At 35.5% G+C, this 23,246-nt stretch carries 23 protein-coding genes; 17 read left to right on the forward strand and 6 right to left on the reverse strand.

Annotated features, from left to right (window positions below):
- The first annotated feature begins 28 nt into the window (after nucleotides 1–28).
- Both B5X62_RS05845 and B5X62_RS05850 read left to right on the forward strand, forming a co-directional pair.
- Nucleotides 29–1,570, forward strand: coding sequence for a protein adenylyltransferase SelO (locus B5X62_RS05845; protein ID WP_079666475.1), 1,542 nt, complete (start codon nucleotides 29–31; stop codon nucleotides 1,568–1,570).
- Nucleotides 1,571–1,674: 104 nt separating this feature from the next.
- Nucleotides 1,675–2,949: a DUF6080 domain-containing protein gene (locus B5X62_RS05850; RefSeq protein WP_144038311.1), complete on the forward strand. Its 1,275-nt coding sequence runs from the start codon at nucleotides 1,675–1,677 to the stop codon at nucleotides 2,947–2,949.
- Between the two features lie 50 nt (nucleotides 2,950–2,999).
- On the opposite strand, the gene B5X62_RS05855 is transcribed toward B5X62_RS05850, so the two are convergent.
- Nucleotides 3,000–3,530 (reverse strand): SPOR domain-containing protein, encoded by a 531-nt coding sequence (locus B5X62_RS05855; RefSeq protein ID WP_079666476.1) that lies wholly within the window; start codon nucleotides 3,528–3,530, stop codon nucleotides 3,000–3,002.
- A gap of 185 nt (nucleotides 3,531–3,715) precedes the next feature.
- On the opposite strand from B5X62_RS05855, the gene B5X62_RS05860 reads away from it, so the two are divergent.
- The 8 genes from B5X62_RS05860 to B5X62_RS05895 all read left to right on the forward strand — a co-directional run bounded on the left by B5X62_RS05860 (nucleotide 3,716) and on the right by B5X62_RS05895 (nucleotide 13,241).
- Nucleotides 3,716–5,074 carry a c-type cytochrome gene (locus B5X62_RS05860; RefSeq protein WP_079666477.1) on the forward strand — a complete coding sequence of 453 codons (1,359 nt, stop codon included), beginning with the start codon at nucleotides 3,716–3,718 and terminating at the stop codon, nucleotides 5,072–5,074.
- Between the two features lie 21 nt (nucleotides 5,075–5,095).
- Nucleotides 5,096–8,158 (forward strand): TAT-variant-translocated molybdopterin oxidoreductase, encoded by a 3,063-nt coding sequence (locus B5X62_RS05865; protein ID WP_079666478.1) that lies wholly within the window; start codon nucleotides 5,096–5,098, stop codon nucleotides 8,156–8,158.
- Between the two features lie 18 nt (nucleotides 8,159–8,176).
- Nucleotides 8,177–9,574: an NrfD/PsrC family molybdoenzyme membrane anchor subunit gene (gene nrfD, locus B5X62_RS05870; RefSeq protein ID WP_079666479.1), complete on the forward strand. Its 1,398-nt coding sequence runs from the start codon at nucleotides 8,177–8,179 to the stop codon at nucleotides 9,572–9,574.
- Complete coding sequence (locus B5X62_RS05875) at nucleotides 9,561–10,082, forward strand: DUF3341 domain-containing protein (protein ID WP_079666480.1); 522 nt, start codon at nucleotides 9,561–9,563, stop codon at nucleotides 10,080–10,082. The genes nrfD and B5X62_RS05875 overlap by 14 nt, the downstream gene beginning before the upstream one ends.
- Complete coding sequence (locus B5X62_RS05880) at nucleotides 10,075–10,791, forward strand: c-type cytochrome (RefSeq protein ID WP_079666481.1); 717 nt, start codon at nucleotides 10,075–10,077, stop codon at nucleotides 10,789–10,791. Before B5X62_RS05875 ends, B5X62_RS05880 begins: the two co-directional genes overlap by 8 nt.
- Nucleotides 10,792–10,800: 9 nt before the next feature.
- Entirely contained in the window at nucleotides 10,801–12,135 is a 1,335-nt protein-coding gene (locus tag B5X62_RS05885) for a quinol:cytochrome C oxidoreductase (protein ID WP_079666482.1), read from the forward strand.
- Between the two features lie 82 nt (nucleotides 12,136–12,217).
- A complete protein-coding gene (locus tag B5X62_RS05890; protein WP_079666483.1) occupies nucleotides 12,218–12,913 on the forward strand; it encodes a 3'-5' exonuclease in 696 nt (231 codons plus the stop codon).
- A 1-nt stretch (nucleotide 12,914) separates the two neighbouring features.
- Entirely contained in the window at nucleotides 12,915–13,241 is a 327-nt protein-coding gene (locus B5X62_RS05895) for an SUF system Fe-S cluster assembly protein (protein WP_079666484.1), read from the forward strand.
- Here the strand turns inward: B5X62_RS05895 and B5X62_RS05900 are convergent, their stop codons facing one another.
- Nucleotides 13,242–13,646: an OsmC family protein gene (locus B5X62_RS05900; protein ID WP_079666485.1), complete on the reverse strand. Its 405-nt coding sequence runs from the start codon at nucleotides 13,644–13,646 to the stop codon at nucleotides 13,242–13,244. It abuts the gene before it with no gap.
- 82 nt (nucleotides 13,647–13,728) lie between these two features.
- Nucleotides 13,729–14,577, reverse strand: coding sequence for a beta/alpha barrel domain-containing protein (locus B5X62_RS05905; RefSeq protein WP_079666715.1), 849 nt, complete (start codon nucleotides 14,575–14,577; stop codon nucleotides 13,729–13,731).
- A gap of 165 nt (nucleotides 14,578–14,742) precedes the next feature.
- Here B5X62_RS05905 and pepT point away from each other — a divergent pair, with 165 nt between their 5' ends.
- From pepT to B5X62_RS05925, 4 genes are read left to right on the forward strand one after another with little or no spacing between them, the layout of a single operon-like run.
- On the forward strand, nucleotides 14,743–15,993 hold the full coding sequence (gene pepT / locus B5X62_RS05910; RefSeq protein WP_079666486.1) for a peptidase T: 1,251 nt from the start codon (nucleotides 14,743–14,745) through the stop codon (nucleotides 15,991–15,993).
- Nucleotides 15,994–16,004: 11 nt separating this feature from the next.
- The gene (locus B5X62_RS05915; RefSeq protein WP_079666487.1) at nucleotides 16,005–16,424 is read left to right on the forward strand and encodes a SufE family protein; all 420 of its coding nucleotides are present in this window, start codon (nucleotides 16,005–16,007) and stop codon (nucleotides 16,422–16,424) included.
- The gene (locus tag B5X62_RS05920) at nucleotides 16,421–17,386 is read left to right on the forward strand and encodes a glycosyltransferase family 9 protein (protein ID WP_245797160.1); all 966 of its coding nucleotides are present in this window, start codon (nucleotides 16,421–16,423) and stop codon (nucleotides 17,384–17,386) included. Before B5X62_RS05915 ends, B5X62_RS05920 begins: the two co-directional genes overlap by 4 nt.
- Nucleotides 17,383–18,279: a glycosyltransferase family 2 protein gene (locus B5X62_RS05925; RefSeq protein WP_079666488.1), complete on the forward strand. Its 897-nt coding sequence runs from the start codon at nucleotides 17,383–17,385 to the stop codon at nucleotides 18,277–18,279. Before B5X62_RS05920 ends, B5X62_RS05925 begins: the two co-directional genes overlap by 4 nt.
- On the opposite strand, the gene B5X62_RS05930 is transcribed toward B5X62_RS05925, so the two are convergent.
- The gene (locus B5X62_RS05930; protein WP_079666489.1) at nucleotides 18,276–18,722 is read right to left on the reverse strand and encodes a VanZ family protein; all 447 of its coding nucleotides are present in this window, start codon (nucleotides 18,720–18,722) and stop codon (nucleotides 18,276–18,278) included. The two genes, B5X62_RS05925 and B5X62_RS05930, sit on opposite strands and share 4 nt — an antisense overlap.
- 202 nt (nucleotides 18,723–18,924) lie before the next feature.
- Entirely contained in the window at nucleotides 18,925–20,214 is a 1,290-nt protein-coding gene (locus B5X62_RS05935; protein ID WP_079666490.1) for a T9SS type A sorting domain-containing protein, read from the reverse strand.
- A 233-nt stretch (nucleotides 20,215–20,447) separates the two neighbouring features.
- On the opposite strand from B5X62_RS05935, the gene B5X62_RS05940 reads away from it, so the two are divergent.
- Entirely contained in the window at nucleotides 20,448–20,798 is a 351-nt protein-coding gene (locus B5X62_RS05940) for a hypothetical protein (protein WP_079666491.1), read from the forward strand.
- A gap of 31 nt (nucleotides 20,799–20,829) precedes the next feature.
- Here the strand turns inward: B5X62_RS05940 and B5X62_RS05945 are convergent, their stop codons facing one another.
- A complete protein-coding gene (locus B5X62_RS05945; RefSeq protein WP_079666492.1) occupies nucleotides 20,830–21,624 on the reverse strand; it encodes a DUF2797 domain-containing protein in 795 nt (264 codons plus the stop codon).
- 141 nt (nucleotides 21,625–21,765) lie between these two features.
- On the opposite strand from B5X62_RS05945, the gene B5X62_RS05950 reads away from it, so the two are divergent.
- Together B5X62_RS05950 and B5X62_RS05955 are read left to right on the forward strand one after the other, a co-directional pair.
- Nucleotides 21,766–22,791 (forward strand): GDP-mannose 4,6-dehydratase, encoded by a 1,026-nt coding sequence (locus B5X62_RS05950; RefSeq protein ID WP_079666717.1) that lies wholly within the window; start codon nucleotides 21,766–21,768, stop codon nucleotides 22,789–22,791.
- 156 nt (nucleotides 22,792–22,947) lie between these two features.
- Entirely contained in the window at nucleotides 22,948–23,169 is a 222-nt protein-coding gene (locus B5X62_RS05955) for a DUF2795 domain-containing protein (RefSeq protein ID WP_079666493.1), read from the forward strand.
- The last annotated feature ends 77 nt before the right edge of the window (nucleotides 23,170–23,246 follow it).

The following is a 23,246-nucleotide window of genomic DNA, read 5'->3' on the forward strand; positions in this document are numbered from 1 at the left end:
GCCCACAATTTGTGGGCTTTTTTTAACAATGAATATTAAAAATATTACACATAAGTTTGTTGACTCTTTTCCAGGAGATTTTTCTGGAGATCTACATCAAAGACAAACACCAGGATTTCTTTTCGCAAATGTGCTTCCTGCCGAATTTAATAAAATTGAACTCATTGCTTTTAATGAAGAGTTAAGTCAAGAGATTGGTCTTGGTAATCTAGATCAAGATTTAGATTTTTTGGCGGCTCAAAATTTGCCCGCAACTATCGAAACTTACGCTACAGCTTATGCTGGACATCAATTCGGAAATTGGGCTGGACAACTGGGCGATGGACGTGCAATTTTTGCTGGTGAAATCAAGAATAAAAATAATCAAAGTTTCGAATTACAATGGAAAGGTGTTGGCGCAACGCCATATTCGCGTTTTGCTGATGGACGCGCCGTTTTGCGATCGTCGGTTCGAGAGTTTTTAATGAGTGAAGCGATGTTTCATCTAGGAGTTCCGACCACCAGAGCTTTAAGTTTGGTTAAAACAGGCGAATTGGTGACTCGAGATATTGCCTACGATGGACATCCCAAACAAGAGCAAGGTGCTGCGGTGCTTCGCGTTGCAGAATCTTTTCTGAGATTTGGACATTTTGAATTGTTGTCAGCTCGCAAAGAATTTGATACGTTGCAAAAACTTATTGACTTTGCGATCGAAAACTATTTTGATGAGGTTAAAATCAATTCCGAAACAAAAAACTTGGATTTCTTTAAAGCTATTGCAGATCGTACCGCCAAAATGATTATCGAATGGTATCGCGTTGGTTTTGTGCATGGTGTGATGAATACCGATAATATGTCGATTCTGGGTTTAACAATCGATTACGGTCCATATTCGATGATGGACGAATATGATTTGGAGTTTACACCCAATACAACCGATTTGCCAGGAAAGCGTTACGCTTTTGGAAAACAAGCCCAAATTGCGCATTGGAATCTCTTACAATTGGCCAATTCTTTATTTCCTGTGATTAAAGATGAAAAAGCTTTACAAACAGTTTTGGAAGATTATGCTTCTAATTTCTGGAAACTTCATGACGAGATGCTTTGCAAGAAATTCGGTTTTGATGTTTTATTAAAAAATGACGATCAATTTTTTACGACTTGGCAGCAAATGATGCAAGATCTTAAGTTGGATTACACTTTGTTTTTTAATGTTTTGACTGATAATATTTTGGAAGATAATCTTGATGCACAGAAATTTATTTCAACATTTTATTCGGTTCCCAAAACAGAAGATTTAGAAAGGATTAATTTGTTTTTAAGATCTTATCAAGAACGTTTAGCGCAAAATAAAATTTCAAAAGATGATCCGCAACAATTGATGTTAAAAAATAATCCGCAATTTATTTTAAGAAATTACTTGTTGTACGAAGCGATACAAGATTTGGAAAACGGCGACCAAACTAAATTTGATGTTCTTTTAAAAACTTTAAAAAATCCTTATCAAAAAGGCGACGCAAGCCTTAACCAAAAACGTCCTCAAAAGTATAATTTAATCTACGGCTGCTCGCAACTGTCGTGTAGTTCGTAGAATTTTAAATAAAATATTCCTTTCAGAATTCGAAGTTCTGAAAGGCTTTTGCTTTTTAATCGCTTTGTTTTGCTACAATCCTTACTTTTGCAAAAATTTTTAATTTGAAGATTAAGACTTATTTTATCAATATTCTGAAACTTGTTTTTCCATCAAAGAAATGGGAATGGATTGTTTTTGCTGTTGCACTAAGTTGTTATTCGAGTTTTGCCTATTTTATTGCTAAGAATTTCAGGATCGTTTTTGATGACCGCATTCCGTGGGATGCCTATTTTAGTTTTGACAATCGCGCAATTGTCATGACTGGTGGCGGTTTTGAAAGACATCCGCTTTCCAATTATTTTTTTGATTGGATCCGCGAATTTGCGCTTTGGATTTCTAATGGAAAAATGAATGCTGACTTTAGAATTGTTTTGGCGCTTTGTTCAAGTTTTATAGTAAGTTTGTCAATCGTTCAGGTTTTTAAGTATTTACAAAACATTATTAAACTTCCACTTTGGTTAAGTCTTTTGATTGTTATATTTTTTGGACTTTTCACCACTAATATTTTATTGTCTTTTACACCTGAAAATTATACTTATACTTTGTTTTTGCTTTGTTTGTTCAATTATTATGTAGCGAAACAATATCAAGCTGACAAGACTTTGTCTTTTGGAGCTGTTACATTTTTTGGTGTTATAGTTGGTGGATTGACGATTACGAATATTGTTAAAGTTTATTTACCAATGCTTTTTCAACCCAAATTATATTGGAACTGGAAAAAAATCGGTCTCGAAATTTCTAAAGTATTAGTTTCTGTGGCGGTTTTTGTGCTTTTGTTTTTAAATAGAATTAATTTTAACATTCAGAATTTCTTTAGTAAAACTGAAGAACAGTACGATAAGTTTTCGAATCCGAAGGTGACGCCACTTTGGGATATGATTTATTCTTGGTTTTTTGGAGGTAATATGTTGTTCCCGTCTTTCGTTTTGCGAGATTATCACAACAAAAAAGGCTTCGAATACAAGGCTATTTTTATGGATGTTTATTCCAGTTTTTGGTCTTATCTGGTTGTTGGTTTGATTGTAGCATTCGTGATTTGGAGTTTTGTTAAAAATTTTAAAAATCGATTGGTACAGATTTTATTTTGGTCATTGTTTATCGATGTTGTGATACACTGTGTTCTGAAATTTGGTTTGCATACATCTTACATTTATGGTGGACATTTTGTATTTGTGTTTCCATTGCTTATTGGATGGTTGTTTTTTGCATACCGAAAAAATACTGTTTTAATAAGTAGTTTAACAACAAGTTTAGTTTTGATAACGGTTTATCTAGGCATTAATAATTTCGTTAGACTCGATGAGTTTATTGAATTTTTAAATGTTTATTACAAATAAAAAAGTCCGAAGTTTTTGCTTCGGACTTTTATTTTGTATTAAGTTATTTTTTATTTTGCTTCTACGCAGAAGATTCTGTATTGGACAGCTGTTGCGGATCCGTAAGTAGCTTTAACACGTTTTAAATCGCTAGATGCACTTTGTTTATTAAAATAACTTCCAGCTAATATTTTATAATTTGGACGAAGAGAAGCATCAATTTCAACTTTTAAAGAAGGGAAATTTTTTCTAAAATCAGCGCCAATTGTGCGAGCTTCTTCATTGCTTTTAACAACCGCCACTTGGATTTTGTAACCCATAATTTTTGGATTTTGTCGGCAAATCTCGGCTTGAGTTAACTCTCTACTTGGTACCAAAATTTTTGTAGGTTGCTTTATCGTTTCGGAATCGGAAGAGTATGATCCACCTTTTGGACGTGCACAAGATTCTTCTTGTTTGCTAATAAGATTGTCAATTCTTGAATCCATAGTCATGCTAACAGGCGTTCCAGAAATGGTGTCTGTTTTAACAACGAGTTGAGCAGTAGCCTTATATGAAATTACAAAGATGAAAATAAGTAGTGCTTTCGAAAGGATTTTCATTTATTTTATTTTTAGCAAATTTAAGATAAATAAAAAAAATGCCAAACTTTCTTATTTAGAAGTATTATAAATTATTGACAAGTGAGAAAAAGCAGATATAAGATTCTCATAAATTTATGTTAAAGTCTTATTTTTGCCTGATTGAATGTATAATCAATATATTTTACTAACCCAAGATTAATTAAATGATTAGTTGGAGAAAGCATTATAAAAAGAGTTTGATAGCAATAGGCTTGTTGTTATCGACTAGCGCTTCTATTCATGCACAAGGAGATCCAAAGAAAGGCCAAGATCTTTTCAAGGCCAATTGTACCGCTTGCCACGCTTTGGACAAGCAGATGATTGGACCTGCTTTGGGCGGTATTGTTGATAAGGTAAAGAAGGAGCAAGGTCTGGGACCAGACTGGTTACACAAGTGGATTAAGGATAACAAGGCACTTAGAGCATCTGGCGATAAGTATGCTAACCAGATCTACGAGGAATTCAACAAAGTTGAAATGTTGCAATTCCCGAATTTGTCAGAAGAAGATATTGATAATATCTTAGCTTATACGACAGATCCGCCAAAAGAAGAACCTAAAGCTGATGCTGCTGCAACTGCAACAGATGCTTCTGCTAACGTTCAACAATCAAAAGATAGTCAACTTAATTCTCAAGCAATTTTAGCAGCTTTTGTTGTTATTGCAGGTTTATTACTTTGGTTATTAGTGAAAATCAGACAATTAGTTAAATTACAACAAACGCCTGAGTTAACAGATCTTAATTCTACGAGAGTTAATAGTTTCTCAGAACTTTATAAGAAATACAGTTTCGTAGGTAAAGGTGTTATCGCTATTCTTGCGGTGTTAGCATTGTATGGTGTTTGGAATTCATTAATGTGGATTGGGGTTTACAAAGGTTATAAGCCGGAGCAACCTATCCATTTCTCTCACAAGATCCACGCTGGAGAAAATAAAATCGACTGTCAGCTTTGTCACTCTGGTGCTAAGTATGGTAAGGTTTCAGAAATCCCTTCAGTTAATGTATGTATGAACTGTCACAGATCTATTTCTGAATACAACGGTAAATACATGGAGCCAGGAAAAGATAAAGCATTCTACGATGGAGAAATCCAAAAGATTTATGCTGCTGCTGGTTGGGATCCTGCTAAACAACAATATACAGGAAAAACTTCTCCAATCGAATGGACAAGAATCCACAATATGCCAGATTTCGTTTACTTCAACCACTCACAACACGTTGTAGCTGGTGAGAAAGCGATTATCTCGTCATTCAACAAGAAAAATCCTAACAATCAAATTGATGTAGTTTGTAAAGCTTGTCACGGTAAAGTTGATACTATGAATGTAGTACAAATGGCTAACGACTTTACAATGGGATGGTGTATAGAATGTCACAGAACAACAGAAGTTGACATGACTAACGGTTACAACCAAGAGTATTTCAAGAATCTTCACGACAAGTTGAAAAAACAATACGGCGAAGGTGCTAAAATTACTGTAGATGCTATCGGTGGTCTAGAGTGTGGTAAATGTCATTATTAATAACAAAAATTAGAAGTATCAATGGCTTCAAATAAAATACAATTCAGAAGTATTCACGAACTAAAAGACCAATCGCTTAACGCGAAGTTGGCTCAAAAGGAGTTTCAGAATGAAATTCCAGTAGATGAATTCTTAGGAGATGCGGAAAAAATGAATAATTCTGGGACTTCCAGAAGAGACTTCCTAAAGCTTTTAGGTTTCTCGACTGCTGCGGTAACACTTGCAGCTTGCGAAGCACCAGTTATTAAGACGATTCCTTATGTGGTTAAGCCGCATGACATCATTCCTGGTATTCCTAATTATTATGCATCGTCATATTTTGATGGATTCGATTTCGCTAGCGTTTTAGTAAAAACTAGAGAAGGTCGTCCTATCAAGATTGAACCAAACCCAACTGCTGGAAGTTTAGGTAAAACAAATGCAAGAGCACAAGCGAGCGTTTTGTCTTTATACGATAATGACAAACTAAAGCAACCTAAACTAAATGGTGCTGATGAGTCTTTCGATAAAGTAGATGACTACGTTATCAAAGGTCTTAATGATGCGCAAGCGGCTGGTAAAAAAATCGTTTTATTATCACACACTTTGCCAAGTCCAACTTTCAAAAAGTTGTTTGGAGAGTTTAAAGCAAAATATCCATCTGCGGAATTAGTAACTTATGAGGCTTATCCTCACGCAGCTGCTTTGGATGCTGCTGTAGAAGTGTTCGGACAAAGAGCTTTACCAGTTTATGATTTATCAAAATCAGAATTAGTAGTTTCTTTCCGTGCAGATTTCTTAGCAGATTACAACGCAGGAAGTTTAGAAACTTCTTATGCTGAAGCTCGCAAGCCAGGAGCAAACATGTTAAGACACATCCAGGTTGAGTCTAACATGTCTTTAACTGGAGCTAATGCGGATTCAAGAATTAGATTAAAACCAAGTGCTGTTAACAAAACTTTGGTTGAAGTATATAACGGTCTTAACGGTGGAACTAATGATAAAGTTGCACAAGAAATCGTTAAAGAACTTCAAGCTAAAGGATCAAAAGCAGTTGTATTTGCTGATGGTTCTAAAGCAGCTTATGTTTTAGCACATTTAATCAACCAAAAATTAGGTTCTGTTGCTTTCACAGGTAAAGCTAACATGCTTAAAGATTTTGATGGTGCTAAATTCAATGAGTTAGTAGCTTCGATGAACGCAAATCAAGTTGGTGTATTAATTACAAACAACGTTAACCCAATTTCTACAAGCGCTAACGGGGAAGCTTTCAAAACTGCAATGTCAAAAGTAACTTGCACTGTAGCTGTAGTTGACAAGAAGAATGAAGTTTTCAAAGCTTCAAAAGCTATTATTCCTGTTGCACATTGGTTAGAATCTTGGGGTGATATCGCTCCTGAAACTGGTTCTTACTCATTAATGCAACCAACAATCCAAAAGATCTACAAGTCAAGACAGATTGAAGAATCTCTATTGGTTTGGATCAACGGAAAAGGAAGCCCAGCTAATGATTTTTATACTTATCTTAAAGCAAGTGCAGCTTCACTTCTAGGTGGAACTTCATTTAACAAAGCTTTATATAACGGCTTTACTGCTGCTGCTGTAGGATCTTCTTTGTCTTACGCTGGTGGTAATGCTGCACAAGCTATTTCTGAATTAAATGCTTTCAAAGCTTCAGATTTAGAACTTCAATTATACCTTAACACGGCTATCGGTGATGGTACACAAGCTAACAACCCATGGTTGCAAGAGTTACCAGATCCAATTACGAGATTATCTTGGGATAACTACTTAACGATTTCTCCAAAAGATGCTGAGCGTTTAAAAATTGAAAACGAACTTAACGGAAGAATGCAGCTAGACGGTTCTGTTGTTGACTTAACAGTTAATGGTAAAGAACTTAAAAACGTACCAGTGTTCATCCAGCCAGGTCAAGCTGAAGGATCTTTAGGTTTAGCTTTAGGTTATGGTAAAAAAGATTCTGGTAAAGTAGCAGAAACGGGTGTTAATGCTTATCCTCTATTCGATGGATCTAACACGGTTCTTTCTAATGTAAGCATTAAGATTACAGGCGACGAGCATGAGTTTGCAGGAATGCAGCTTCAAAATACCTTAATGGGACGTTACGAAATCGCTAAAGAAGCTACAATTACAGAATTCTTAGGTGATGTTAACGAATGGAACAAACCATTAGAAATGCATACAATCGGAGGTGCTTTACCAATTGGTAAAATTGACCTTTGGGATTCTTTCGATGATACTGATGGACCACACTTTAACCTTTCTGTAGACCTTAACTCTTGTACTGGTTGTGGTGCATGTGTTATTGCTTGTCAAGCAGAAAACAACGTACCAGTTGTTGGTAAAGAAGAAGTTAGAATGTCTCGTGATATGTATTGGTTAAGAATTGACCGTTACTATACTTCGAAACTTCCTAAAGAATTCGATACTGTTAAACAAGATGGTAAATTATCTCAACAAGAAGCTGTTGATGGTGGACTAGATGTACCAGGAATGTATAGCATGTTGATCGAGCCTAGCGAAAATCCAGACGTGATCTTCCAACCGGTAATGTGTCAACATTGTAACCATGCACCTTGTGAAACTGTTTGTCCAGTTGCGGCAACGTCACACGGTAAGCAAGGTCAAAACCAAATGGCTTACAACAGATGTATTGGTACTAGATATTGTGCTAACAACTGTCCTTATAAAGTAAGACGTTTCAACTGGTTTACATATAACCTTAATGATAAATTTGATTTTAATCAAAATAATGATTTAGGTAGAATGGTTCTTAACCCAGACGTTGTTGTAAGAACAAGAGGGGTTATGGAAAAATGTTCTATGTGTATCCAAATGACACAGAATGTTATTCTTGAAGCTAAAAAAGAAGGCAGAAGAGTTGTTGACGGAGAATTCCAAACAGCTTGTTCTAAAGCTTGTTCTACAGGAGCAATGAAGTTCGGTGATATGAACGATGTTAACTCTGAGGTTAGAGCATTATTCGGCGACAAGAGAAAATATACTTTGCTTGAAGAGATTGGTACTAAACCAAACGTATTCTACCATGCAAAAATTAGAAATAGAAAAGAAAACAACGTTTAAATAATAAATAGGTAAAAAATGTCAGGACATTACGAAGCTCCGATAAGGGAACCTTTAATTATTGGTCATAAGACTTATCACGATATTACAGAAGATATCGCAAGACCTATCGAGGAACGTGCAGGTAAATTATGGTGGGCATCACTATACGCAGCATTAGTACTTTTCATCTACGGATTCGGTTGTATCGCGTATACAATTGGGACTGGTATTGGTGCATGGGGATTGAATAGAACTATTAACTGGGGTTGGGATATTACCAACTTCGTATGGTGGGTTGGTATTGGTCACGCCGGTACACTAATCTCTGCCGTACTATTATTATTTAGACAAAGATGGAGAATGTCGGTTAACCGTTCTGCTGAAGCGATGACAATTTTCGCGGTATGTCAGGCAGCGATTTTCCCAGTTATCCACATGGGTCGTGTTTGGGTAGGTTATTGGGTTTTCCCTTTACCAAACCAATTCGGATCTCTTTGGACTAACTTTAACTCGCCTCTACTTTGGGACGTATTTGCAATCTCAACATATTTCTCGGTATCAGTAGTATTCTGGTTCATGGGACTTATTCCTGACTTTGCAATGATTAGAGATAGAGCTAAAACACCATTCAACAAGAAGATGTATACTATTCTTGCTTTCGGATGGGGTGGTAAAGCAAAACACTGGCAAAGATTCGAAGAACTTTCTTTGGTTCTTGCAGGTTTAGCAACGCCGCTTGTATTCTCGGTACACACGACGGTATCATTTGACTTCGCAACTTCGGTTATCAAAGGTTGGCACTCGACAATCTATCCTCCGTACTTCGTTGCTGGGGCGATCTTCTCAGGATTTGCGATGGTACAGACGTTATTGTTAGTAGCAAGAAAAGTTTGTCACTTAGAAGACTATATTACAATGTACCACATTGAGATTATGAACATCGTAATCATCTTGACTGGTGGTATGGTAACTGTAGCTTACGCTTGTGAATATTTTATCGCTTGGTATTCAGGATCAAGATTCGAAGATTTCGTATATCTATCTCCTGGTGCTGCAACTGGTCCTTACTGGTGGGCATTCTGGGCATTGATTATCTGTAACTTGGTAGTTCCTGCAGCATTCTGGTTCAAGAAAGTTAGAACTAACATTTTTGCAACATTTATCATTGCATTAATCATTAACATCGGTATGTGGTTTGAGCGTTTTGACATTATTGTTATCAACTTGTCAAGAGACTACTTACCATCATCTTGGACGATGTTTATGCCAACAATTATTGACGTGGGTGTATACCTTGGTACAATAGGATTCTTCTCAGTATTGTTCTTATTATATGCTAGAACATTCCCTGTAATTGCACAGGCTGAATTGAAGAGTATTTTGAAAATTTCAGGTGAAACTTATAAAGCAAAAGAAGGAGATGAGCACCACTAAAATTATTTACGGACTTTACGGCGACGACGATGATTTAATGCACGGCGTTAAAGCCTTCAACGATAAAGGTATCAAGATTAACGAAGTTTACACACCTTTTCCTGTACACGGACTAGACAAAGCTTTGGGTCTTAAGAAAACTAGAATTTCGGATGCTGCTTTCTTCTATGGTGTTTATGGTGTTTCAATTGGAGCTTTGGTAACATATTACACGATGATACACGATTGGCCTCAAAATATTGGTGGTAAACCATCATTCGATTGGGGACATAACATGCCAGCTTTTGTGGTACCTATGTTCGAATTAATGGTATTCTGTGCAGCGCACTTAATGTCATTAACTTACTTAGTTAGAAATAAAATGTATCCAGGGGCAAAACCTCAGAATCCAGATCCAAGAACTACGGATGATAAATTCCTTATGGAGTTTGTATCTGATGATGTTGAAACTATCAAACAGATTCTTGTAGATACTGGTGTTGAAGAAATAACTGTTAAAGATGCTTAAGATGAACAAGAATATTATTAAAATTACAGCTGTTTTAGGCTTTGCAAGTGTTCTTTTAACTTCTTGTAGTAAAGAGAATCCACCATTGGTTTATTTCCCAGATATGTATTTTCCAGTAGCTTACGATCCTTTGATGAAAGCTGAAGATGCTTATTCTAAACATGAAAACGAAATTCCATTGTTTGCTGCTAATGCAGGAGCAACAGGATTATCTCCAGTAGATGGTACAGTTTCTCAAAACAAAGATGGCGTTATCGACGAAGAGGGAAATCCTAAAAACGTTGACGAATACAATGCTGCTTATGATAAGTCTAAGACTTTGACAGCATCTCCACTTAACCCAAAAAATCTTGAAAAAGATTTAGAAAGAGGTAAAATTTTATTTGATCATACTTGTGCTGCTTGTCATGGTACAGGTGGTGATGGTCAAGGACCAATTGTACAAAGTGGCGCTTACTCTGGTGTACCAAACTATAAAGATAGAGAAATTACTGTAGGATCTGTACATTATGTTCTATCACATGGTAGAAATGCGATGGGATCTTATGCAGGACAGCTTAATCCTGGTGACCGTTGGAGAGTAGCAATGTATGTTATGAACGCTTTTAAAGCTGGTGCAGTACCAGCGGCAGCTCCTGCAACGGATGCTGCTCCGAAAGCTGATGACAAACCAGCTACTGAAGAGAATAATACTAACACTAAAAAATAGAAGTAAGAAATGTATAGTTTTTCACCTAAGTTAAGATTATATTCCATTATACTGATTGTTGTAGGATTAGTGTTATTTGCTGCAGGTTTTGCTTTGAATAAAGGAATTGACGATACTACTATTACCCACTGGATGGAAGCTGTTCATTCAGGAGGTCACGATAACCCATCACACTCTAGCGAGTTGGTAGGTCCTCAAGATCACGCTGCACATTTAGAACATGCAAAAATGCAAGTTGGTAACCAACCTTTGGCTGCTTTACACGTTGCTGCAGTGTTTTTATTTGGTGTTAGTTGTGCTGCTTTATTCTTCTATAGTATTCAGCATGCTGCACACGCAGGTTGGTCAATTATTGTAACAAGAGTTATGGAAGCTGTTGCTTCTTTCATTCCTTATGGAGGAGCAATTCTTTTAATCATTGTATTATTAAATGCTTTCCACATGGGACATTTGTTCCACTGGATGGATCCATCTCTTACAGATCCTAAAGACCCTAACTTTGACGTAATTATTTACGAAAAAAGTAAATTCTTGAATGTACCTTTCTATGTTGTTAGAACATTTATCTATGTTATTGGTGCTAGTTTCTTCGCTTGGAAGCTTAAGCAAGTTTCTAAGAAAGTTGACGATACCAATGGCGACAGAAAAGTATATGCTAGCCTATATAACTGGAGTGTTGGTTATATCGCATTCTTCGGTTTTGCTTCAGCAGCATGGGCTTGGGATTGGTTAATGTCAATTGACCCGCACTGGTATTCTACATTGTATATTTGGTATTCTATGGTGAGTTGTTTATCAACTGCTGTAGCATCAATTATCTTGGTAGCAGTTTATTTAAAGAAAAAAGGATTCTATCCTCAATTTAACGATAACCACTTACACGATTTAGGTAAGTTTTTATTCGCAACAAGTATGCTTTGGACGTACTTATGGTTCTGTCAATTCATGCTTTATTGGTATGCGAACGTACCTGAAGAGGTTAATTACTTCTTTGGTAGATTCGAATATTACGCACCAACATTCTTACCAATGTTGATCGTTAACTTCCTACTTCCTTTGTTAATCTTAGTAAGTAGTAGCATCAAACGTAACTATAAAGTAGTTACTACGATGGCAGTTATTGTAATTTTCGGTCACTGGTTAGACTATTTCAACATGGTAATGCCAGGAACAGTTGGTCCTTATTGGAATAACCTTCCGACATTATTATTAACAGTTGGATCGTTTGCGGCAGTTGTAGGTTTATTTGTTTTCGTAGTATTTACTGCATTAACTAAATTAAAACTAATGCCAACTGGTAACCCATTCTTCCACGAATCAGAGATTTACGAATATCCTTTCTAAGAGATATTGTTATTTAGAATTTGAAACCCGGCTATTTTGTCGGGTTTCTTTTTTTATTTAAATTAGAATTAAATTCACAATCATGATTAAAAATATACCGATTGAAAAAATTATGTTTCTTGATATTGAGACAGTTCCTCAATCTGAAGCTTGGTCACAACTAGATGAGCAAACGCAATATCTTTGGGATAAGAAAACCAAATCTCAGCGGAAAGAAGATATTAGTGCTGATGTTTTTTTTGAAGAAAGAGCTGGTATTATGGCAGAATTTGGGAAGATAATTTGTATTTCAATTGGGATGATTGACGGTCATGATCAACTTAAAATTAAATCTTTCTATGGTGATGATGAAAAGGCTTTACTTTTAGAATTTTGTGAAATTTTCAATAGCCCAAGATTACGTGACGTAATTCTTTGTGCTCATAACGGGAAGGAATTTGACTTTCCATACATTGCACGACGTCTTTTAATAAACGGAATTAATCCGCCTAATGTTTTCCAAATGTTTGGTAAAAAACCTTGGGAAATTCCGCATCTTGACACGATGGAGTTGTGGAAATTCGGCGATTGGAAGTCTTATGTTTCTTTAGAATTGTTAGCGCATATTTTCAAGGTTCCTACACCAAAAGACGATATCGATGGTTCTCAAGTTGCTCAAGTTTATTACCAAGACAAAGACTTATTAAGAATAGTTAAATATTGTGAAAAAGATGTCTTAACTTTGTGCAATATTTTTAGACGTATGCGTCAGGAAGATATTGTTAAACGTTTAGACTAAAATGAAATATACAGACGAGCAAATTGCAGACATTGGCGATAATATCATCAGAGAATTAAAAACTATTTTCGATCCCGAAATTCCGGTTGATATTTATGAGTTAGGATTGGTGTATGATGTGCAGATTTCGGATGATGGAGATGTTGTTGTGGTAATGACATTAACGTCGCCCAATTGTCCTGTTGCAGAATCTTTGCCCATGGAAGTTGAAGAGAAAGTTAAGTCTGTAGAAGGCGTTAATTCTGCCAAAATTAACCTTACTTTCGAACCTACATGGACAAAGGATATGATGAGCGAAGAAGCACGCTTCGAGCTCGGAATGTTGTAATTAATCTTTAAATTCAAACAACATAATCACTTTAATATCTGGGTTTAGGCTCAGATATACTGGGGAATTATGCGCCGTATCTTCTATAAATTTCTTTTCGTCCGCTGTATAAGCGTGTGGAAATTTGAATACACAGAAGATTTCTCCAATTCTTCTTGGTTGGAAGTACATTGTCTTTTTCAATTCGCAAGTTGCTCCCGAAATATCGATGTTTCTATCTTTTCCTAAAACGCTAATTGCAGCAAAAATACTTTGTGCTAAAGACGTTGCAAATAGATCAGTAGGCGAGAAGTTTTCTCTTTTATTAAAAGCATCTTGTGGGATTGCAATATGCATCATATTGCCAGAATCGTTGTGTAAAGATTCCATAGCATTGTCACCTAAATAAGTAGTTTTTGAAGTCATAGTTTTCGATTTTTATTCTATATAAATTTAATAAAATATCTACAAATTAAATAACAATAGTGTCTGATATTTTTCAGATTTATTAAAAATGAAATATATCTTTTGCTTTATTGTAAGCACTTTCGAAATTCAACATGTTTTGATGAATGTCGATTTTTTCTACTGCCATAAAGTTGAAAACCTGTTCTGTAGGCATGTTTCCTACCAAATCATCTTTCGCCATTGGGCAACCGCCAATGCCTTTAATAGCACTATCAAATCGAGTACAACCTTGGTCGTAAGCGGCTTTTAGTTTCTTATAAGAATCTTCATAACGATTATGTAGATGCGCTCCAAAGTTAATATTTGGATATTTTGATGGGATTTTGTTAAATAATAAACTTATTCTGTCAACATCGCCAACACCTGTGGTATCAGACAAAAGAATCTCTTTAATCCCAACTTCATCAAAACGTTTTGCCCAAAAATCAACATCTTCCCAAGACCAGTTTTCACCATACGGATTTCCAAAAGCCATCGAAAAATATAGATTAAGTTGGCGACCTTCTTTCTTAGTCAATTCAAAAATTTGAAGAATCTCTTCGAAAGCATCTTCTCGACTTTTATTGGTATTACGATGTTGGAAGGTCTCCGAGATAGAAAACGGAAATCCCAGAATATCAACTTTATCGTGTTCTAATGCTTTTTCCGCACCACGAAGATTAGCAACAATAACCGAAAGTTTTGTATTTGAAAGCGATTTGTCAATTTCGTCAACCATCGTCCCAGAATCTGCCATTTGCGGCATCGTACGAGGATTAACAAAGCTGGCACAATCTAACACGTCGAAGCCAACTTCCATTAAAGAATTAATGTAATTTATTTTTTTTTCGGTAGGGATAAACTCGCCCCAGCCTTGCATAGCGTCTCTTGGACATTCTGTTAAAAACAGTTTTTTCACAATAAGGATTTTTAATCAACCAAATTCTTAGATGGCAATGCGTTTTTTGACTTTTTAAATTAGAAATTCTATAGAAAATCTCTATTTAGAAAAGCCTGTTTGCATTTGCCATTCCATGCATAAATATATAACTTTGCTTTAATATACCCAAAAAGGATGATAGCAATAGATTTTACATCAGATTGGCGCAAAAAATTGGTCGATCGATTTATTACATACGTTAAAATATTTTCAACAAGTGATCCAGAAAGCGATACGACGCCGTCAACACCACAACAATGGGACATGGCGAAATATCTTTTCAATGAGTTGCAAGAGCTAGGTTTGGAGGACGTAAGCATGGATGAGCATGGTTATGTTTTCGGATTTATTCCTTCAAATATTGACGTGACAGTTCCACAAGTTGGTTTCATCGCGCATTACGACAGTACACCTGACTTTAATGGCGTTGACGTTAAACCTCAAATTTGGGAAAACTATGACGGAAAAGATTTGTTATTAAATAAAGAAACAGGTTTTGTTTTATCACCAGATAAGTTTACAGATCTTAAAAAATATATTGGTCAAACAATTATTACAACAGACGGTACGACTTTATTAAGTGCTGATGATAAAGCTGGTATTGCAGAAATTGTTACTGCTGCTGAATATCTTATCGCACATCCAGAAGTTAAACATGGTCGCATTTCGGTAGGATTTAATCCAGATGAAGAGATTGGTCGTGGCGCTCACAAATTTAATGTAGAAAAATTTGGGGCAGAATGGGCTTATACAATGGACGGTGGTGAAATTGGCGAGTTGGAGTACGAGAACTTTAACGCTGCGGGAGCTGTTATTAAATTCACAGGTGTTTCTGTACATCCAGGTTATTCTTTCGGAAAAATGCTTAATGCAGGTTTGGTGGCTTCGGAATTTATTCAATCACTTCCAGCTAACGAAACGCCGGCAACAACTAAAGGTTTTGATGGTTTTTTCCATTTAACAGATTTTACTGGTGACGTTGCAGAAGCTAAATTGCAATATATTATTCGTGATCATGATGATGCTAAATTTGAAGCGCGTAAACAATTAATGGCTGAAAAAGTGGAAGCTATTAATGCTAAATACGGTGCGAATACAGCGGTTTTAGAAATTAAGCCTCAGTACCTTAACATGAAAAAGCAATTCGAGGGCAAAATGCACATCATCGATATTGCAGAACAAGCGATGAAAGATGCTGGTGTTGAACCTAAAATAAAAGCTATTCGTGGTGGTACAGATGGTGCACAATTGTCGTACATGGGATTGCCTTGTCCTAACATTTTTGCAGGTGGGCATTACTTCCATGGACCTTACGAATTTGTTCCGATAGAAAATATGGAAGCTGCTGTTAAAGTGATTGTTAATATTGCGCAGTCTATCAAATAATTTTTTTGAATATGACTATTAAAGAAAAACAACAAGAATTGGTGGATGAGTTCGCTTTTTTGGGCGACTGGGAAGATAAGTATGAGTATATTATCGACCTTGGAAAATCTTTGAAACCAATTTCTGATGATAAAAAAACTGATGAAAACCTTATCAAAGGTTGTCAGTCAAAAGTGTGGATTGATGCACGTTTTGAAGATGGAAAACTATTCTTCGATGCAGATTCTGACGGGATTCTTCCCAAAGGAATTATGTCGATGTTAGTGAGTATCTACAGCGGACATTCAACACAAGAAATAATGGATTCTGACTTTGATTTTATTTCTGAAATCGGTCTTCAAGAATTTTTGTCACCATCTAGAGCTAATGGCTTGATGGCGATGACCAAACAAATTAAATTTTACGCAGTCGCTTATCAACTCAAAAAGTGAAAAGAATCCTAGCATATCGATTCTCGGCATTCGGTGATGTGGCGATGACTGTTCCTGTTTTTAGAGAATTTCTAGAGCAGAATAAAGATGTGGAAGTTATTTTCGTTAGCCGTAAAAACTTTGCAGATTTATTTGATGATGTCCCGAATCTTAAATTTCATGGGGTTGATTTTGACCAATATAAAGGACTTATCGGGATTCGCAGGTTGGGACGCGAAATTTTAAATCTTTACAAGCCCGATTACGTCGCAGATTTTCATGATGTTATTAGGACTAAATTAATTGATTCAATCGCAAAACGTCATGGTTATAACGTTTTTAGAATCAATAAAGGAAAAGAAGAAAAGGAACATCTAACCGATGTTTGGAATCTTGATAAATCCCAACTTAAAAGAACCGTTGAGCGCTACGCTGATATTCTCAGAAGTATGGGTTATCAACTGATTCTTTCGCAGGAATTGCGCAGTCGCGTGACGGAAAGACAAGGCATTGGATTTGCGCCTTTTGCTCAACACAAAGGGAAAATGTTGCCAATTGAAAAATCTTACGAACTTGTCAAGCATCTTGCAAAACAAGATAAAGTGTATTTTTTTGGAGGAGGAAAAGAGGAATCCGAAATTCTTCTACGCTGGGAAACAGAAATCCCGAACACGCAAAGTCTTGCGGGTAAGTTATCTTTAAAAGAAGAATTGGACGTCATTGCTAGGCTGAAACTAATGATTTGTATGGATTCTGCCAATATGCATTTGGCGAGTCTTATGGGCACGCGCTGTGTTTCTATTTGGGGGGCAACGCATCCTTATGCTGGTTTTTTAGGTTACGGACAATCTCTAGATGATGTTGTTCAGGTAAAAGATTTGACCTGTCGACCATGCTCTGTTTTTGGAGATAAAGAATGTTATCGAGGTGATTACGCTTGTTTGGAAGAGCTTCATGTTCAACAGATTCTAGATAAAATATGAAGCTTTCGATTTGTATACCGATCTATAATTTTGATGTTAATGCTTTAGTTTCGTCACTTAAAAATGAGATTGAAACCAAAAATCTTGATGCAGAAATTTTACTTTTGGACGATGCTTCCGATATTGAGTTTCAAAAGATAAATTCAAAAGTTAAGGTTGATACTTTTGAGATTTTAAAACAAAATATTGGACGATCTGCCATTAGAAATTCGTTTTTAGATTTGGCGAAAGGCGATTATCTTCTGTTCTTAGATTGCGATGGTAAAATAATTTCCCCAAATTTTATCAGTGATTATCTTGATGATATAAATGTAAATCATTCTGATGTTATTTACGGTGGGCGAGTGGTAGATTCTCATATTCCTGAAAAAAAATATCAACTTCGTTGGAATTACGCCCAAAAAAGAGAAAATTTAAGTTTAAAAAAACGACGTCAGAAGCCCTATCTAGGATTCCAAACCAATAATTTTGTTATTAAAAAATCAGTTTTTCAAGATTTTAGATTTGATGAAAAACTAAAAAATTATGGTTACGAAGATTTGCTTTTTGCAATGGAATTAAAAGCCGCTGGTGTCAAAATTCAACATATCGATAATCCTATTTTTAATAATGACATCGAAACTAATCAGGTTTTTACAGGAAAAGCTGCAGAAGCTGCAGAAAGTCTAGCTTTAATTTTAAAAGATGTCAAAACGAAAGATAAAGTTTCTGATCTTAAAGTAACAAAAGCTTATAAAAAGCTCCGAGATTATAGATTACAAGGAGTTTTTAATCTAAGCTTTTATCTTTTAGAACCATTTTTAAAAACACGATTAAATATGGGAAATGCTCACCTACGTATTTTAGATTTTTACAAATTGGGTGTTTTATCACGCACAATGTCTAAGAACTAAGCGTATTCCATCGTAGATTCTCTTTCGAACATCCAATCTTCGTAAAAATATTTTACCAAGCTGTAAAATAAGTAACCAAGAATCATCCCAACAGTATTCAGGAAAAGATCATCAATGTCGGCTGTTCCTCGATGTGACCAGTATTGTGTTAATTCGATTATTGCAATAGCAATAGGAAAACCAATTAGAAGTTTTGGAAACGAAAAATATTTTTGTGATAGTAGACCTAACCACCCAAATGGCATGAAAACCACAATGTTTCCTATGATATTTACTGCAAAATGTTGGGCAGCAACGTTAGACGAAAAAAACATATTTATCGTTCGGAAAGGATGTAATTGTAGGTAGCCAATTGGCCCCGGTAAGCGTCCACATCCATAAAACATCATATACAATAAAAATACGGTATAAAAACCAAGCAAAGGGCCATAATATCTCTTCATAATCTCTCTTTTTTGCAGTCTTTATATCGACTTTAAATTCTCGGGTAGATTTTTTATTTGTTTGCGTGTTAATTTGAACGCAAAAACGATTCCTTTGTTTAGTTTTGAAGATAAAAAATCTTGTTTTTAAGATTTTTTAATATTATGATAAATAAAAAAGCCTCGATAGATTCGAGGCCAAACAATAAGTTTATGTTATTCTTTATTTTTTAATTAACTGATTTACAGTTGTTTTGTGGTTGCTACTAATTTTAATTAAATAAGCTCCTGCTGGTAGATTAGAAATATCGTATTTTTCTAAAGAAGTGTTAAAATTTTGAACCAAACGCCCATCAATACTATATATTTCTACGGCATCGATTTTTGATTTTAAACCTTTTATAGAGAAAAATTCACTTGTTGGGTTCGGGAATAATTGTAATTCAGTTGTTTTTATGTCGTTGGTTGGTAAGGTGTTTTCATCTAATTGTACTGTCCAGCCTTTTGCAGTAGCGCCACCATTGTAAAATCCTCCAATGTATTTTCCATCATCAGAAATAGAACTAGCTGTTCCCATCAAACTTTCTGTAACTTGAATGTTATGAGCAGCAAGTACATCTTTTATTCGCTTTGGTTTTTCCCATCCTGGTCTGTAGATGATAGCATCATAAGTTCCTGGACTTACAACGCCGTAACCGACTGCGGTACCATTTTCTGCAACACCTAAAAAGAAGGACATTATTAAACCATCTGGAAGTGCCGTCATAACTTCTTCCTTAGTGTTAATGTTATAAGTGAAAGCAAATCCCTCTTTGTATCCAGCAATTATATTATTATTGTTAATTGCGTAGGCGATATTATTAATGTTTTGGCTTCCATTGATGCTTATTTCATGGATAACCATGTCAGCTTTATCCATATAGATAGGCGTTCTAACACCTGTAGAATTATTTTCTTTATAATCAACCCATCCACTCATTATTCCATTGTCATTAACGCCCATAATACGAATGTAGCGATATGGCGAGTTAGCATCAAGAATTATCGGAGTAAATTCTTGCGTTGTTGTATCATAAAGAAATGCCCCAAAAATAGTTGATGCTTCCGACATGTTTCCCACAACGTATTGTCCAGAAGGTGATATTTTGTAAGTTTCGAAAGTTGAGTTAGCAGGGTTGGAAGTACTAAACCACGGGATTCTGTCCCATCTGTTAGTAGAAGCTAATTTTACACCTGGCTGCTTCAGAGTTGTAGAATTTTCCATGTAGATAGCACCAGCAATATCACCTTTGTTGTTGATGCTATTGTAATTAACTGTAGTCGTTTCCTTTGGTGTAAAGCTGTTATTAGCGTAGTTATACGTTCTCGTATTGGTAACAGCATTACCATTGTTGTTAATCGATACTATACCAGAAGCCAATTGCGAAAAGGTTCTGAATTCTGTTTGAGCAAAACTTAAATTCGTTATTGTAAGAGTTGCCAAAGCTAAACTAAGTTTATAGATCTTCTTCATATTATTTTTGGATTAAATTAGTAATGCAAAAATATACTCGATTAGTCTATAGTCCTAAGGTTTGATTTTTAAAATGGATGAATTTTGAAACAACTCAAATCTTCATACTAACTTTTATCACATTATTATTATTTTGTTTTATAAACCTTGAATGATTTTAATGCTTTAAGATTTTTCTGAAGCGAGGTTTTTTATTGCATAATATTTGCTAGACTTTACAAAATCACAATATTATGACATTCGACTATCCAATGACAACACTGAGCGAACTTATGACACAACTTGCCCAAAACGGCATTAACAAAGAAGTCCGCATGAACGATGATAAAGTTTTTGAATTGCAAGGTGCAGGGAAAATTTACCAAAAACCTGACGAATTATTAATTATTCGTGCTTACAGATTCGAAGGAGAAAGCAATCCTTCAGACAGCGCTGCTTTGTATGTTATGAAAGATAAAGATGGTGAAATCGCTTACCTTATCGAAGCTTATGGTGCCGAAAGTAATTATGACGGACCAGAATTCGACGATTTTCTAAAGGCAATTCCGTTTGATGAAGATTCACAGTTTAAACTATCAAAATAAAAAAAGGCGCTCAGATTATTGAGCGCCTTTTTTACTTTATCTCAAGCTCTATCACGTAACCTTCATGTCCACGAACATTGATGAAATAGTCACCTTCGAATTGTAGATATTGTCCTTTAATACCTTTAAGTATTCCAGTGAATTCTGGTTGCTTATCCAAAGTGAAAACATTGACTTTTCCTGGCGCTGTGTATGGATAATCTAGTTTTACAATATCTTCTTCATCGCTTGCAAATTGCTTGAAATCCTTCGGAAAATACTCCGAAATTTTATCACGAAATTCTTTTAAATCCAAATCAGACTCAAATTCCGACATCAACATTTTTTTATAGTTGGTTTTGTCCGCAATATGTTGTTTTAGTTCGACCTCGATCATTCCCGCTTCATAACGATTTTCGGTTCTCGCAATTGGTAAAGCGAATGTTGCACCTTGGTCGATCCAACGTGTTGGCACTTGCGTCTCGCGCGTCACACCTACTTTAACGTCGCCCGTGTACGAAAGATACACAACATGAGGAACTAACTGGATAGATTTTTCAACCTCTAAATCGCGCTCTGCAATACCAAGATGTGCCGTTGACAACTCTGGACGAATGATAGTATCGCTCGCATATGGACTTTCGAAAAAGCATTTTTTGCAAAATCCCATTCTGTAGATTTTTTCATCACTACCACAATTCACACATTGATAACCAATATGTTTGATGCGAAGTTCTTTCCCGAAAATTTGATTCATCGAAATCAAATCATCATTTAGATTTAAAAAATATTGAATAGGTTCTGCCAATTGCGAACTCATCTTTAGAATTTGTCCAGAAAATATCATCTCAAAAATTTAAGACTATAAAATTAGTCTTTTCTATTGTATCATTATTAAAATATGTGCGAAAAACTGCAACTTGTTACAAAAGCTTTTTGTCAAAAATCTCTTTATTTTATTACATTTGCGAATCAAGAAAACACAAGTATGCAATATCTGGTTACAGGTGGTTCGGGCTTTATCGGCTCTCACCTTGTCGAACATCTTCTCAAAAATGGACATTCTGTCATTAACATCGATAATTTTGATGATTTTTACGATTATAAAATCAAAATTGAAAACACTTTAGACAGTATTGGACTTTCTCCTGATTTTAGTTTTAAAACAAAAGAAGAAGACATTGCAAAGCTTGAAAGTTTGACTAAAAGCGATAAGTATCAGCTTTACTATCAAGACATTCGTGATCTCGACGGTTTAGAAAGAATCTTTGACAAACACAAAATTGATTTAGTGATTCACTTGGCGGCTTTGGCAGGTGTTAGACCTTCTATCGAAAGACCTTTGGACTACGAATCTGTCAACATCCGTGGCACGATGAATCTTTGGGAACTTTGCAAAAAACACAATATTAAAAAATTTGTTTGTGCATCTTCTTCAAGTGTTTATGGCAATAATGAGAAAATTCCGTTTTCTGAAACTGACAATGTTGACAGACCGATTTCGCCTTACGCAGCAACTAAAAAATGTGGTGAAATAATGGGACACGTTTATCATCATCTTTATAATATAGATATGATACAGTTGCGTTTCTTCACGGTTTATGGTCCGAAACAGCGTCCAGACTTGGCAATTCATAAATTTACGAAATTAATTTCTGAAGAAAAAGAACTTCCTTTCTATGGTGATGGCAGCACGGCAAGAGATTATACCTTTATTGATGATATTATTGATGGCATCCTGAAATCGATTAATTATCTTGAAAAGAATGATAACGTCTACGAAATCTTGAATCTTGGCGAAAGCGAAGTCATCAACCTCAACGAAATGTTGTCAACCATAGAAACAGAAATGTCACAAAAAGCACATCTCAAAAAACTGCCAATGCAACCTGGCGATGTGACAAAAACGAACGCTGATATTACAAAAGCTATGACAATAATTGACTATAAACCAACGACCAACTTCCAAAATGGCATAAAAAAATTTGTGGAATGGTTTTTGAGAAAAGCTTAGCAAGTCTCGCGAAACAATGTTAAATACAGCACTTCGCAAGCTTTTTATTAAATTAAACTTAAAAATAAATTTAAAAAGTTTTTAAATTTATTTGAAAATTGAGAATAAAATTTATATTATATAACCTATTTTTTTACTTTTGCAAAAAATTAAATTATGTACTGGACTTTAGAATTAGCTTCATATCTGAGCGACGCACCTTGGCCAATGACTAAGGCAGAACTTATCGACTATGCCATCAGAACTGGTGCGCCAATGGAAGTTGTAGAAAACTTACAAGCCATCGAAGACGAAGGTGAAGTCTACGAAAGCATCGAAGAAGTATGGTCTGACTACCCGTCTGACGAAGACTTCTTGTGGAACGAAGACGAATATTAACATTATAATAATGCCTTTGGACAACCTCCAAAGGCTTCACTGAATTATTAACGAAGAAGACATATGGTTTTCTTCAA

Source organism: Soonwooa buanensis (genome assembly GCF_900167905.1).
Lineage (GTDB): Bacteria > Bacteroidota > Bacteroidia > Flavobacteriales > Weeksellaceae > Soonwooa > Soonwooa buanensis.